The 13,735-nt window shown below is 70.2% G+C and carries 12 protein-coding genes; 1 reads left to right on the top strand and 11 read right to left on the bottom strand.

The window, feature by feature from the left end; all coding sequences use genetic code 11:
- Positions 1 to 8: 8 nt before the first annotated feature.
- From ACFWBU_RS10935 to pafA, 7 genes are all read right to left on the bottom strand, one after another.
- A complete protein-coding gene (locus ACFWBU_RS10935) occupies positions 9 to 833 on the bottom strand; it encodes a DUF4333 domain-containing protein (protein ID WP_378528251.1) in 825 nt (274 codons plus the stop codon).
- Between the two features lie 133 nt (positions 834 to 966).
- Complete coding sequence (locus ACFWBU_RS10940; protein WP_378528252.1) at positions 967 to 3,723, bottom strand: DEAD/DEAH box helicase; 2,757 nt, start codon at positions 3,721 to 3,723, stop codon at positions 967 to 969.
- Positions 3,720 to 4,649: a twin-arginine translocase subunit TatC gene (gene tatC, locus ACFWBU_RS10945; RefSeq protein ID WP_378528253.1), complete on the bottom strand. Its 930-nt coding sequence runs from the start codon at positions 4,647 to 4,649 to the stop codon at positions 3,720 to 3,722. The genes ACFWBU_RS10940 and tatC overlap by 4 nt, the downstream gene beginning before the upstream one ends.
- A gap of 108 nt (positions 4,650 to 4,757) precedes the next feature.
- Positions 4,758 to 5,033 carry a Sec-independent protein translocase subunit TatA gene (tatA, locus tag ACFWBU_RS10950; RefSeq protein ID WP_378528254.1) on the bottom strand — a complete coding sequence of 92 codons (276 nt, stop codon included), beginning with the start codon at positions 5,031 to 5,033 and terminating at the stop codon, positions 4,758 to 4,760.
- 123 nt (positions 5,034 to 5,156) lie between these two features.
- A complete protein-coding gene (locus ACFWBU_RS10955) occupies positions 5,157 to 6,137 on the bottom strand; it encodes a helix-turn-helix transcriptional regulator (RefSeq protein ID WP_378528255.1) in 981 nt (326 codons plus the stop codon).
- Positions 6,134 to 7,138 (bottom strand): helix-turn-helix transcriptional regulator, encoded by a 1,005-nt coding sequence (locus ACFWBU_RS10960; RefSeq protein WP_378528256.1) that lies wholly within the window; start codon positions 7,136 to 7,138, stop codon positions 6,134 to 6,136. Before ACFWBU_RS10960 ends, ACFWBU_RS10955 begins: the two co-directional genes overlap by 4 nt.
- A gap of 67 nt (positions 7,139 to 7,205) precedes the next feature.
- The gene (gene pafA / locus ACFWBU_RS10965) at positions 7,206 to 8,564 is read right to left on the bottom strand and encodes a Pup--protein ligase (protein WP_378528257.1); all 1,359 of its coding nucleotides are present in this window, start codon (positions 8,562 to 8,564) and stop codon (positions 7,206 to 7,208) included.
- A gap of 62 nt (positions 8,565 to 8,626) precedes the next feature.
- Between pafA and ACFWBU_RS10970 the strand changes: the two genes are divergently transcribed.
- Complete coding sequence (locus ACFWBU_RS10970) at positions 8,627 to 10,117, top strand: bifunctional phosphatase PAP2/diacylglycerol kinase family protein (protein WP_378528258.1); 1,491 nt, start codon at positions 8,627 to 8,629, stop codon at positions 10,115 to 10,117.
- On the opposite strand, the gene prcA is transcribed toward ACFWBU_RS10970, so the two are convergent.
- The 4 genes from prcA to dop form a co-directional block, all read right to left on the bottom strand.
- Entirely contained in the window at positions 10,102 to 10,908 is an 807-nt protein-coding gene (prcA, locus tag ACFWBU_RS10975; protein ID WP_378528259.1) for a proteasome subunit alpha, read from the bottom strand. The genes ACFWBU_RS10970 and prcA overlap by 16 nt on opposite strands.
- A complete protein-coding gene (gene prcB, locus ACFWBU_RS10980) occupies positions 10,905 to 11,759 on the bottom strand; it encodes a proteasome subunit beta (RefSeq protein ID WP_378528260.1) in 855 nt (284 codons plus the stop codon). The genes prcA and prcB overlap by 4 nt, the downstream gene beginning before the upstream one ends.
- Complete coding sequence (locus tag ACFWBU_RS10985) at positions 11,756 to 11,947, bottom strand: ubiquitin-like protein Pup (RefSeq protein ID WP_296549362.1); 192 nt, start codon at positions 11,945 to 11,947, stop codon at positions 11,756 to 11,758. Before ACFWBU_RS10985 ends, prcB begins: the two co-directional genes overlap by 4 nt.
- A gap of 153 nt (positions 11,948 to 12,100) precedes the next feature.
- Positions 12,101 to 13,594: a depupylase/deamidase Dop gene (gene dop / locus ACFWBU_RS10990; RefSeq protein WP_378528261.1), complete on the bottom strand. Its 1,494-nt coding sequence runs from the start codon at positions 13,592 to 13,594 to the stop codon at positions 12,101 to 12,103.
- Between the last annotated feature and the right edge of the window lie 141 nt (positions 13,595 to 13,735).

The following is a 13,735-nucleotide window of genomic DNA, read 5'->3' on the forward strand; positions in this document are numbered from 1 at the left end:
CGTCGGCCTCAGTTGGGGCGGCTGACCTCGTAGGTGCCCGCGTCGTCGGTGAAGGTCAACGTCACCGAGCGGTACTGGCCGTCGACGGTGACGGTGCACGCGAAACTGTTGCCCGCGGCCACTTCCTGACCGGTCGGGCAGGAGACGTCCCCGACCTCGGTGGCGCCGTACGACTCGGTGAGCACCTTCGCCACACCCGCCTCGGCGGCTTCCGCGTCGAGGGTGGTCGTGGCGCCGAGGGTCGCGATCGCGATCACACCGCCGACGACGAACACCAGTGCCACCACCGCGCCGATGATCAGCGGCAGCTTCGACTTCTTCGGCGGCGCAGGAGGCTGGCCCCAGGGCTGGGCGCCGGCGGACGGCGGTCCCCACGGCTGTCCGGGCTGCTGTTGTCCCGGGTGCGGTCCGGGCTGACCCCACTGCTGCGCCCCGGGCGGTGGACCCCAGCCGGGTTCGGCGGCCGGGCCGGGTTGCTGCGGTCCGCCCCACCCCGGCCCTGCGGCAGGTTGCCCCCAGCCCTGCGGGCCGGGTTGCGGCGCGGACGGCTGCTGCGGTGGCGGACCCCAGGGTTGTTGCTGGGGCGCACCCCCGCCCGGTGCCCATTGCCCGCCCGCGGCGCCGGGCTGCTGCGCGCCGCCGCCCTGCTGCTGCCACGGCGGAGGACCGGGGTTCGGCTGTGCGGGCTGTCCCCACCCGGAGTGCGGCGGCGCCCAGGCCCGGTCGTCGGGCGTGGCCTCCCACTGCGAGCCGGATGCCGGGTTCGCCCACGGATCGGCGGGACGGGAGGGTCGCTGCCCGCCCGGGTCCTGAGGTTCGTTCGGCCCGGTCATCGTCGCCTCCAGCTGCCCGTCACATCGGTTGGTTCACCGTAGCCCCGTCCACCACTGGGCATCGGTACGGCAGCGCGTATCAAACCACACCTTCCGGTCCGGTCGTGTCCCCGGAGGGTCACCCCGCCGCTGCTCACTCCGCCGCCGGATCGATGGCCACCACACCGCGCCGGATCGCCCCGACGGCCCGACCGGCCGTGCGCGCCAGTTCCGGGTCGTCCGCGCAGGTCCGCACCTGGTCGAGCAGGTCGATCAACTGCCGGCACCACCGCACGAAATCGCCGGGAGACAGCTCGCGGCCCGCAGTGTCGGCCGCGATCAGCGCATCGGTGAGCGAACCGGAATTGGCCCAGGTGAACGCGGCGGTCACGAAGCCCAGATCGGGTTCGCGGGTGGGCGGCAACCGATGTCGCACCTCGTCGGCGCGCAACGTGTCGCACATCCGGATCGTGTCCACGAGTGCCGTGCGGATCGGCCCGGTCGGGCCGCGCACGCTGATCACATCGTCGGTGCGTGACTCGTAGATCACCGACGACGCCACCGCCGCCAACTCGGCCGGGGACAGGCCCGCCCAGATCCGGTGCCGCAGGCACTCCGCGACCAGAAGATCCGCCTCGGCGTACACCCGCGCCAGCCGGTCACCGGCGTCGGTGGTCTCCGGATCGTCACCCCCGGTGAGGTATCCGCGTTCGGTCAGCAACGCCACGATCCGCTCGAAGGTACGGGCCAGCGAATCGGTGGTGGCCTCGGCGCGGCGCCGTTGCTGCTGCGTTTCCCGCAGCAACCGGTGGTACCGCTCCCCTACCCGCGCCAGCGAGTCGAGGTCGGGACGGTCGTGCGCCGGGTGGCTGCGCAACCGGCGCCGCAACGTGTCGATCTCCCGGCTGTGCGCTTTGCTCTTGCCGCGTTTCGGTCGTCGCGGCGCCGAGTACCCCTTCGACCGCAACGCCGAGGCGATGTCGCGGCGGCCGCGACCGGTGCGATGGTCGACATGCCGCGGCAGCCGAAGTCGCCCGAGTACCTGCGCCGGTGAGGGGAAATCTCCCGCCGACAACCGCCCGGACCATCCGTCCGGGGTGACGACCTGCGGCCGCGGGTCCACGGCGTCCTGATCGGCCACGACGACGACGGCCAGCCCGGAGTGCTTGCCGGCCGGCACCGCAACGATGTCGCCCGCCCGCAACGTCACCAGCGACGCCACCGCCTCCTGTCTGCGGTCCTGCCGGCCACGCCGTTCGTGTTCGCGCTCGGCGGCGGTCAGGTCCGATCGCAGCGTCAGGTAGTCGAGGATTTCGCTGTCGGCGCCGCCCAGTTCGTCGCGCAGCTTCGCCAGCGTCGCCTCGTTGCGCTCGATCGCGCGGGTCAGTCCGACCACCGATTTGTCCGCCTGGAACTGGGCGAACGACATCTCCAGCAGGGCGCGGGAACGGTCCACCCCGACGGCGTCGATGAGATTGACCGCCATGTTGTACGACGGACGGAACGAACTGCGCAGCGGGAAGGTGCGGGTCGACGCGAGCCCGGCGACGGTGGCCGGTTCCACACCCGGCTGCCATAGCACCACCGCGTGCCCCTCGATGTCGATGCCGCGACGTCCGGCCCGGCCGGTGAGCTGGGTGTATTCGCCGGGGGTCAGTTCGGCGTGGGTTTCGCCGTTGAACTTGACCAGCTTTTCGAGCACCACGGAGCGGGCCGGCATGTTGATGCCCAGCGCGAGGGTTTCGGTGGCGAACACCGCCCGCACCAGACCGCGCACGAACAACTGCTCGACGGTGTGCCGGAACGCCGGCAGCATGCCCGCGTGGTGGGCGGCGATACCGCGTTCGAGGGCGGTGCGCCAGGTGCTGTAGCCGAGTACCTCCAGGTCCGCGCGCGGCAATTCACGGGTGTGTTCGTCGATGATCCGGCCGATCTCGGCGGCCTCCTGATCGGTGGTCAGATGCAACCCCGATCGCAGGCACTGCTGCACCGCGGCGTCACACCCGGCACGGCTGAACACGAAGGTGATCGCCGGCAGCAACCCGTCGCGGTCCAGGCGGGTGATCACATCGGGCCGGGGCAACGGCCGGTGGTTGCGGCTGCCGAAACCGCGGCCGCCGCGGCCCTGCCACCGGTCCCCGCCGTCGGCGGCGAGCCGGCGCCGCACCGCGGCGAGCAGTTCCGGGTTGACGACCACACCGCGGCGACGTTCCCGCCGCGGCAAATCCGCCGGTTCGGCGCGGGCGTCGAACAGGTCGTAGATCTGCGGACCGACCATCATGTGCTGGTGCAGCGGGATGGGCCGCACCTCGTCGACGACAACGGTGGTGTCGCCGCGCACGGTGGTCATCCATTCACCGAACTCCTCGGCGTTGGAGACCGTCGCGGACAGGCTCGCCAACCGCACGTCCTCGGGGAGATGCAGGATGACCTCTTCCCACACGGCGCCGCGGAACCGGTCGGCGAGGAAATGCACCTCGTCCATCACCACGTGCGTCAACCCGATCAGCGAGGACGACGACGCGTAGATCATGTTGCGCAGCACCTCGGTGGTCATCACGACCACCGGCGCGTCCGCGTTGATGGACTGGTCGCCGGTGAGCAACCCCACCGACGCTTTGCCGTGCCGGGCGCACAGATCGGCGTACTTCTGGTTGCTCAGCGCCTTGATCGGGGTGGTGTAGAAGCATTTGGTGCCGGCCTGCAACGCCAGGTACACCGCGAATTCACCGACCACCGTCTTTCCGGCGCCGGTGGGGGCGCACACCAGCACCGAGTGCCCGTCCTCGAGCGCACGACACGCATCCTTCTGGAACGGGTCGAGCGGGAAGGCGAGGTCGGCGGCGAAGTCGGTGAGGCGGGGGCCGGACACCTCAGGGGCGGCCGACGGGGCGTGGGGGTGCTCGCTCACAGGGTGTCGGAGTAGTCGGGGCGGGTAGGCGCGGCGGGTTCGACGGGTGCCGGGGTGGGGATCGAGGAGCCCTCGTCGTCGTCGAGGTCGCCCCAGCCCTCCTCCTTGCGGCGGCGCGCGCGGCGCCGGTCGGTGATCCGGGAGATCTGGATGGCCACTTCGAGCAGCAGCGTCAACGCCATCGCGAGGGCGATCATCGAGAACGGGTCCTGGCCGGGGGTGGCGATCGCGGCGAAGACGAACATCGCCATGATCAGGCCGCGGCGCCACGCCTTGAGTTTCTCGTACGGCAGGACGCCCACCGCGTTGAGCGCGACGACCACCAGCGGGATCTCGAAGGACACTCCGAAGATCACCAGCAGATTGATGATGAACCCGAAGTATTCGGAGCCCGACAGGGCCGTGACCTGCACATCGTTACCGATGGTGAGCAGGAACGACAAGGCGTGCGAGACGACCAGGTAGGCCAGCACCGCGCCGGAGACGAACAGCACCGCGCCGGAGACGACGAAGCCGATCGCGTAGCGCCGTTCCTTGCTGTACAGGCCGGGGGTGACGAACGCCCACAGCTGGTAGAGCCACACCGGGCAGGCCATCACGATGCCCGCGGTCAGCGCGACCTTCAATCGCAACATGAACTGTTCGAACGGGCCGGTTGCGAGCAGTCGGCAGGCGCCGTCGGTGCTCAGGTCGGCGCGCGCGGACGGCGGCAGCTCACAGTAGGGGCCGCGCAGGATTTCGCCGAGGCTGTCGAGCCCGAACACCCCGCGGCTGTACCAGAAGAATCCGAGGATGGTGGTGAGAAACACCGCAGCGACCGCGATGAGCAGCCGTGTGCGCAGTTCGTACAGATGCTCGACCAGCGACATGGTGCCGTCGGGGTTGGTCTTGCGCCGACTGCGGCGGGGATCGAACGGGATGCGCACGGTGCGGTTCTCAGCTCCTGACAATGGCCGCCGGGGTTCGGAGTCCGGGCCCGTCGGCATCAGCGGAACCGGGACACCCGTGTGGGTGCCCCGGAGGGGAGAGCACGGTCAGTGAGACCGCGGTTCGCTGTGAGGGGCGTTCTGCTGCTGCTGCGGCGGGACGACGGTCGGCTCGACCGGCGGTGCCGGCGTCGGCGCGGGCGGCAGCGGCTGCTGGGTCCCGGCCGGACGCGCATCGTCGTTCTGCATCTCCTTGACTTCACTCTTGAAGATGCGCAGCGAACGACCCAGGCCGCGTGCGGCGTCGGGAAGCTTCTTCGACCCGAACAGGATCACGACGACCAACGCGACGATGGCCCAGTGCCACGGGCTCATTGCACCCATTTACAACCTCCACAAATCGGCTGGTGTCGATGCTACCGGACCAGGGCCTGGCTGATTCGCATGCCGAAGCGAATCCGCAGGGAGTTTGCACGGGGTTCACACAACCGTTTCCTGCGCGTCGATTCAGGTGAGCGGTTCCGCGGCGTCCAGAGCGGCGTAGGCGGCGAGGGCTTCGCCCGCCCGAGCCCGCACCGCGGAGACCAGGTCGGCGGGTGCGAGGACCGTCACGCCGCTGCCGAGACCCACCAGCAACCGCACCATCCAGTCCCGCGACGCATACCGCAACACCGCCTCGCAACTGCCGTCCGGGAACACCTCGACGTCGGTGAGCGGATAGTAATCGAGCAGCCAGGTGTATCCCGGTTCCAGACGCAGCCGAGCGGCGGGCAACGCCGGGTCACCTTCGAACAATTCGAGGTGGTCGTCGCCGGTCAGGGCCCGCTGCGGCGGCTGGGCCGCCTCGTCCAGCACGGTCGCGTCGTCGATCCGGTCGAACCGGAACAACCGCACGCCCTCGGCGGTACGGCACCACGCCTGCAGATAGGTGTGCTCGTCGATGAGCACGATGCGGATGGGGTCGACGACCCGTTCCGAGACGGTGTCGCGCGACGCCGAATAGTAGGTCAGGTGCAGGGCCCGGCCGCGGCGCACCGCGTCCCGCACCCGTCCCGCGACCGGATTCTCCGTTACCGCAGGACCGGTGCTTTCCGGGGAGTTCGCCGTCGCGGCGGTGCCGGCCGCCGCCTCGATCTTCGCGATCGCCGACTGCGCCGCCGCCGGTTCCACCACGCCGGGCATCTCCAGCAGCGACCGCAACGCGACGAGCAGGGCGGTCGCCTCGGTGGAGGTCAGCCGCAGCGGACGGTCGATGCCCGCGGTGAACGTCACGGCGATGCTGTCCTCGGAGAACGACAGGTCGATCAGGTCGCCGGGCCCGTACCCGGGCAGTCCGCACACCCACAACTGGTTCAGATCGTCCATGATCTGCTTGGGGGTCACCCCCAGATCGCGGGCCGCCTCCGCTGCGCTGATCCCGGGGTGCGCCTGGAAATAGGGCACCAGGTTCAGCAACCGCGCCAACCGGCTGGACAGTCGTGCACTCATCGTTCGTCGTCCCCCTCCGCGGCGACCGGGTCGCCGACCACCCGGGCGAGGATGCGTTGCACCTCGGCCCGCAATTCTGCCGGTTCCAGTACCAGCGCGTCGGCGCCCTGACCGGCGATGATCCGTTCGATCCATTCCCACGACCGCACCGGCACCTCGAGCACACTGCCGTCGCGTCCCCCGATCTGCCGCGACTCGAGTTCCTCGCCGAGCCGGCGCAGCTCGTAGGCCTTACCCGCCGCCACCCACACCCGAGCCGAGCCGGAAACATCGCGCTGGCTGGTGGCGGCCAGGACCCGGGCCCGCAGGTCCACCCCCTCCGGGATCTGCACCGCCCCGGCCGGGCCGGTCGCGGTGACATCGTCGCCGATGCGGGAGAGCCGGAAGGTGCGCGGCGCATCCCGGTCGCGGTCGTGGCCCACCAGGTACCAGCGGCCGTGTACGGTCACCACACCCCACGGATCCACGGTGCGTTCGGTCCACGGTTCGGTGGGAGAACTGCGGTGCGAGAATCGCACGGCGCGCCCGGCATCGATCGCGGCGAGCAGTTCCTGCAGGGCCGGTTCCGAGCCGCGGGCGCGCGCCGGGATCGGGGCGACCGTCCCGGGATCGACGTCGACCTGCACCCCTGCTGCCCGTAGTTTCAGCAACGCGCCCTGGGCCGCGGACGTCAGTTCGGGCGACTCCCACAGTGCGGATGCCACCGCGACCGCGGCGGTTTCCTCCTGAGTCAGGTCGATGTCGGGCAGTTCGTAGGCGTCGCGGTTGATGCGGTAGCCCTCGACGGTGGAGAACCGGGACGGCATTCCCGTTTCCAGCGGCACCCCGAGATCCCGCAGTTCGTTCTTGTCGCGTTCGAACATCCGGCTGAACGCCTCGTCGCTCGCGCATTCCGAGTATCCGGCCACCGACGTGCGGATCTTCTCCGCCGGGAGGTACTGCCGGGTGGACAGCAACGCGATGACCAGATTGACCAGCCGTTCGACTTTCGAGATCGCCACGGCCCAACCCTAATGCCCCGCAGCCCGCGCACCGCCCCGGAACGTCTCAGCCGGTGACGGCCGGCACTCACATCGACGCGATGAGCCGCTCCACCCGTTCGTCCACGGCCCGGAACGGGTCCTTGCACAACACGGTGCGCTGCGCCTGATCGTTGAGCTTGAGGTGGACCCAGTCGACGGTGAAGTCGCGGCCCGCGGCCTGCGCTGCGGCGATGAAGTCGCCGCGCAGTTTCGCGCGGGTGGTCTGCGGCGGAGTGTTGACCGCCGCCTCCACCGCCTCGTCGTCGGTGGCGCGAGCCGCCAGCCCCTTACGTTGCAGCAGGTCGAACACGCCGCGGCCGCGTTTGATGTCGTGATACGCCAGATCGAGCTGGGCGATCTTCGGGTCGGACAACTCGATGTCGTACCGGTCCTGGTAGCGCTGGAACAGTTTGCGCTTGATCACCCAGTCGACCTCGGTGTCGACCTTCGCGAAATCCTGCGATTCGACGGCGTCGAGCACCCGTCCCCACAGGTCCACGACCTGCGAGACGTACGGGTCCGGGGTGCGGGTGTCGAGGTACTCCACCGCCCGCGCGTGGTATTCGCGCTGGATGTCCAGAGCGCTGGCCTGCCGGCCCCCCGCCAGCCGCACCGGTCGCCGCCCGGTCAGGTCGTGGCTGACCTCGCGGATCGCGCGAATGGGGTTGTCCAGTGCGAAATCGCGGAACGGCACGCTCGCCTCGATCATTTCGAGCACCAGCGCCGCCGACCCCACCTTGAGCATCGTGGTGGTCTCGGACATGTTGGAGTCGCCGACGATCACGTGCAGCCGCCGGTACTTCTCGGCGTCGGCGTGCGGTTCGTCGCGGGTGTTGATGATGGGACGGGACCGGGTCGTCGCCGAGGAGACGCCTTCCCAGATGTGCTCGGCGCGCTGCGACAGGCAGAACGTCGCGGCCTTCGGGGTCTGCAGCACCTTGCCGGCACCGCAGATCAGCTGCCGGGTCACCAGGAACGGCAGCAGCACATCGGAGATCCGGGAGAACTCCCCCACGCGCGCGACCAGGAAGTTCTCGTGGCAGCCGTAGGAGTTGCCCGCCGAATCGGTGTTGTTCTTGAACAGGTAGATGTCGCCGCCGATGCCCTCTTCCGCGAGCCGCTGCTCCGCGTCGATGAGCAGTTCTTCGAGCACCCGCTCCCCGGCGTGATCGTGTTCGACGAGCTGGAGGAGGTTGTCGCACTCGGCGGTCGCGTATTCCGGATGCGACCCGACGTCGAGGTACAACCGCGCTCCGTTGCGCAGGAACACGTTGGAGCTGCGCCCCCAGGACACGACCCGGCGGAACAGGTAGCGGGCCACCTCGTCCGGACTGAGTCTGCGGTGCCCGTGAAAGGTACACGTGACGCCGAATTCCGTCTCGATACCCATGATTCGTCGCTGCACACTTCGACAGTACCGCTACGGTCCGACCACCATGGGTCGCAACGACATCTACGGTGCAAGGTGTGACTCTTCGCGAGCGACGACGAACCGCCGACCGGGCCCTGTTCCGCCGCAGCGGGGCGCTGCGCCCCTCCCACGCGGACCCGGTCCTGCGGGATCTCGGACGCGCCGCGAACCACAGTGTGCTGTGGATCGGATGTGCCGCGGTGTGCGGTGCCGCCGGGGGCCGTGCCCGGCGCGGCGCCGTCCGGGGGCTGCTGTCGGTTGCCGCGGCCAGTGCGCTCGCCAACGGGGTCCTCAAACCGCTGATGCCCAGGCGCCGTCCCCCGGCGCGCACCGCGCCGCATCTCGCCCGCCGGATCGTGCCGACACCCCGGTCCTCGTCGTTCCCGTCCGGGCATGCCGCGTCCGCGGCGGCGTTCGCGACCGGCGTCGCGCTCGAATCCCCGGTCGCGGGGGCGGCGCTCGCCCCGCTCGCGGCCGCCGTGGCGTACTCCCGCGTGCACACCGGGGTGCACTGGCCCAGCGACGTGCTGGTCGGGGCCGCGGTCGGCGCGGCGGTGGCGTTGTCGACGCGGCGCTGGTGGGCGGTGCGCGACGACGAGCCCGCTGCGGTCCGCACCGAGGTCGCGGCGCCCGCGCTGCGCGGCGGCGACGGTCTGATGCTGGTGGTCAACCCGGGTGCCGGCAGCAGCGAGGAGATCGTCGAACAGCTGCGCCGGGGACTGCCCGACGCCCGGTACGTCACGCTGGACACGGACGCCGACACCGACCTGTCAACTCAGCTCGACGACCTGGTCACCGCCGACCGCCCCACCGCAATCGGGGTGTGCGGGGGCGACGGCACCGTCGCCACCGTCGCTGCGGCGGCGCGGACGCACCGGTTGCCGCTGGCCGTGTTCCCCGGCGGCACCCTCAACCACTTCGCGCGGGATCTCGGCGCCGCCGATATCGATGCCACGATGCGGGCCGTGACCGACGGCTACGCCACCGCCGTCGGGCTCGGGGAGGTCACCGTTACCGGCGCGGGCGGCACCGACGCCCGCGTGTTCGTGAACACCGCCAGTATCGGCGGGTACCCCGACGCGGTGCGACTGCGGGAACGGTGGGAACCACGCATCGGGAAGTGGCCGGCGGCGGGATTGGCGATGATCGATGTGCTGCGCACCGCCGAACCGATGCGGGGTGCGCTCGGCGGCGTCCCGACCGCCTGGTGGCTGCTGTTCGTCGGCAACGGCCGGTACACCCCCCGCGACCAGGTGCCGATGTCGCGGGCGGCGCTGGACTCCGGCACCCTCGATGTGCGGTATCTGTGCGCGGATCGGCGCTGGTCGCGGGTGCGCCTGCTCTACGCTGCGGCGACCGGGACGCTGGGGGCGTCGTCGGTGTACCGCCAGTACGACAGCGTCACCCTGTCGGTGCGCGTCGACGGGCCCGCGGTGGCGTTGGCCGTCGACGGGGAAGCCCCCGTCGACGGCACCGTCTTCGACTTCCGGGCGTTACCGTCCGCGATGCTGGTGTACCGGCCCCCGGTGGATCAGTCGGTGCCCTGACCGGGAGTGGAACCGGACTCGGGGGCCGGGCTGTCGGTCTCGCCGGTGTCGCCCGCTGCGGCGGCGTCCGGTGCGGCGCTGCCGGTGCCGGCCGGCAGCAGTGCCTCGAGGGCAGCCCCGGAGATCCGGCGGAACGCGCGGCGCGGCCGCGCCTTCTCGAGTACCGCCACTTCGAGTTCACCGCGACCCAGCGCTCGCGGTGTCGCGTCGTTGCCGACCGGCTGCTGCAGAGCCCGCACCGCGACGCCCACGGCGTCCTCGAGCGACAAGCCGGGGCTGTACGACGACCGCAGCGCGGTGAGGATGGGTTCGGTGTTGCCGCCCATCACCACGAACTGCGGTTCGTCGACGATCGAGCCGTCGTAGGTGATCCGGTACAGCTGCGGTGCCTCGTCGCCCTCCGCGCGGCCGACCTCGGCGACGCAGATCTCCACCTCGAACGGTTTCGGCTGGTCGGTGAAGATCGATCCGAGGGTCTGCGCGTACGCGTTGGCCAGGGCCCGCCCGGTCACGTCGCGCCGGTCGTAGGAATACCCGCGCATGTCGGCGTGCATGATGCCGGACCGGCGCAGGCTTTCGAACTCGTTGTACTTGCCGACCGCGGCGAACCCCAGCCGGTCGTACAGTTCGCTGACCTTGTGCAGCGCCTTCGACGGGTTTTCCGCGACGAACAGCACCCCGTCGGCGTAGGTCAGCGCGATCACGCTGCGCCCGCGGGCGATACCTTTGCGCGCGAGTTCCGAGCGATCGCGCATGATCTGCTCGGCGGATGCATAGTAGGGAAGCGTCACTGCTCACCTCCAGCGGTGCGGTCGGCCACGATTCCGCGGGCGAGCGTCGACAGGGTTTCCTCCGGTACCTCCACCGCTCCGGCGGCGGTGATCACCACCGCGGTCGGATAGATGCCCCGGGTGGTGTCCGGGCCACCGGTGGCGGTGTCGTCGTCGGCCGCGTCGTACAACGCTTCGACCGCGGCACGCAACGCCGCCGTTTCGTCCGCATCCGCCCGGTACAACTTCTTGAGCGACGAGCGGGCGAACAACGACCCGGACCCCACCGCGTGGTACCCGGCGCGTTCTTCGTATCGGCCACCGACCACGTCGTACGACACGATCCGGCCGGCGCGCGCCGCGTCGGTGGCATCGAGATCGAACCCGACGAGCAGCGGCACCACCGCGAGGCCCTGCATCGCCGCGCCGAGATTGCCGCGCACCATCGACGAGAGCCGGTTGGCCTTGCCGTCGAAGGTCAGCGGCACGCCCTCGATCTTTTCGTAGTGTTCGAGTTCGACCGCGAACAGCCGGACCAGTTCGATCGCCAGGCCCGCGGTGCCCGCGATGCCCGCCGCCGAGTACGAGTCGGTGACGAACACCTTCTGCACGTCGCGGGAGGCGATCATGTTGCCCATGGTGGCGCGCCGATCCCCGGCGATGAGCACCCCGCCGGCGAACGTGAGCGCGACGATGGTGGTGCCGTGCGGTGCCATGTCCACCCGGTCACCGCCCTCGAATCGGAACCGGTTCTCCGGCAGCAGTTCCGGCGCATGGATGCGCAGGTGGTCGGAAAACGACGACAGAGGTGACGCGAGGTGCAGCCGGGGCTGCACCTCGCGTGAAGGAAACGACGACCGGTCCGCTGTCACTGGCCACCCTTCTGCACATACGCCCGGACGAAGTCCTCGGCGTTCTCCTCGAGCACATCGTCGATCTCGTCGAGAAGATCGTCGGTTTCCGACGCCAGCTTTTCGCGGCGTTCCTGACCGGCACCACCGTCGCCGACGCCCTCGTCGTCGTCTCCGCCGCCACCGCGTGTGGTCTGCTCTTGCGCCATAGCCGCCGACCTCCTCCTGTATCCGTGCGATTCCCGTCACCGGTCGACGATCGGTGAGGCCACCGCTACTTCAGAACCCCACCCTACCGAGCCACACCGCTGCGGGGCGACGACACGACGAGGCAAGTTCGCCGCCGCCGGTGTCGCCGCTGCTCAGTGCGTGAGCTGGTCGACCAGTTCGGCCGCCGACTGCGCGTTGTCGAGCAGTTCCCCGACGTGCGCGCGGCTGCCGCGCAGCGGTTCCAGGGTGGGGATGCGCACCAGCGATTCCCCACCGAGATCGAAGATCACCGAATCCCAGCTGGCGGCGGCGATGTCGGCGCCGAACCGGCGCAGGCACTCGCCGCGGAAATAGGCCCGGGTGTCCGACGGCGGGGTGTGCACCGCGTCGAGCACCTGCTGTTCGGTGACGAGACGCTGCATCGACCCCCGCGCCACCAACCGGTTGTAGAGACCCTTGTCGAGCCGCACATCCGAATACTGCAGGTCCACCATGTGCAGCCGCGGCGCCGACCACGCCAGATTCTCCCGCTGCCGGAACCCCTCGAGCAGCCGCAGCTTCGCCGGCCAGTCCAGCAGGTCCGCGCATTCCATCGGGTCGCGTTCGAGCAGGTCGAGCACCATCGCCCACTTCTCGAGGATGTCGAGGACCCGCTTGTCGTCGGTGCCGTCGTGGAACCGCGCGGCCCGTTCGTGGTAGATCCGTTGCAACGCCAGGCCGGTCAGCTCCCGGCCGTCAATCAGCGCGACGGTCTTGCGCAGCGTCGGATCGTGGCTGATGTGGTGCACCGCGGTGACCGGGCGGGCGAGTTGCAGGTCGGTCAGGTCCACGCCCGCCTCGATCAGATCGAGGACCAGGGCCGTGGTGCCCACCTTCAGGTATGTCGACATCTCGGCGAGGTTCGCGTCGCCGAGGATGACGTGCAGGCGCCGGTATTTGTCGGCGTCGGCGTGGGGTTCGTCGCGGGTGTTGATGATGCCGCGCTTGAGGGTCGTCTCCAGGCCGACTTCCACCTCGATGTAGTCGGAGCGCTGGGATAGCTGGAATCCGGCCTCGTCGCCGTTCTGCCCGATCCCGACCCGCCCCGATCCGCAGATCACCTGCCGGGAGGCGAAGAACGGGGTCAGGCCCGCCACGATCGACGTGAACGGGGTCTGCCGTGCCATCAGGTAGTTCTCGTGGGTGCCGTAGGAGGCGCCCTTGCCGTCGACGTTGTTCTTGTACAGCTGGAGCCGTGGGGCGCCGGGCACACTCGACGCGTGTCGCGCGGCGGCCTCCATCACCCGTTCGCCGGCCTTGTCCCAGATCACCGCGTCGAGCGGGTCGGCGACTTCGGGAGCGGAGTATTCGGGGTGGGCGTGGTCGACGTACAGCCGCGCCCCGTTGGTGAGGATCATGTTGGCGGCGCCGACCTCGTCGGCGTCGATGACCGGGGCGGGGCCGTTGAACCGGCCCAGATCGAAGCCGCGGGCGTCCCGAAGAGGAGATTCGACCTCGTAGTCCCACCGCGTTCGCTTGGCGCGGGGCACGCCCTCGGCGGCCGCGTAGGCGAGCACCGCCTGGGTGGAGGTGAGAATCGGGTTCGCTGTGGGGTCGTGAGGCGAGGAGATCCCGTATTCGACCTCGATACCGATGATCCGCTGCATAGCGTCGAGCCTAGGCGATCCGGGTGTGCGCGGCGCCGGGACGCCGATCCGGTGGGCCGAGGGGGGGGGGCCCCCCCGGGGGGGGGCCCCCCCCGCCCCGGCCCGCGGGGCGGGGGGGGGGCCGCAAGGGGAAGTACGGGG

This window comes from Rhodococcus sp. NPDC060084, assembly GCF_042730335.1.
GTDB lineage: Bacteria > Actinomycetota > Actinomycetes > Mycobacteriales > Mycobacteriaceae > Rhodococcus.

Excerpts from the sequence above, each read along its gene's own strand:
- ACFWBU_RS10985 (WP_296549362.1), bottom strand. The coding sequence starts at position 11,947 with ATGGCGCAAGAGCAGACCACACGCGGTGGCGGCGGAGACGACGACGAG.
- ACFWBU_RS10955 (WP_378528255.1), bottom strand. The coding sequence starts at position 6,137 with ATGAGTGCACGACTGTCCAGCCGGTTGGCGCGGTTGCTGAACCTGGTG.
- dop (WP_378528261.1), bottom strand. The coding sequence starts at position 13,594 with ATGCAGCGGATCATCGGTATCGAGGTCGAATACGGGATCTCCTCGCCT.
- ACFWBU_RS10935 (WP_378528251.1), bottom strand. The coding sequence starts at position 833 with ATGACCGGGCCGAACGAACCTCAGGACCCGGGCGGGCAGCGACCCTCC.
- tatA (WP_378528254.1), bottom strand. The coding sequence starts at position 5,033 with ATGGGTGCAATGAGCCCGTGGCACTGGGCCATCGTCGCGTTGGTCGTC.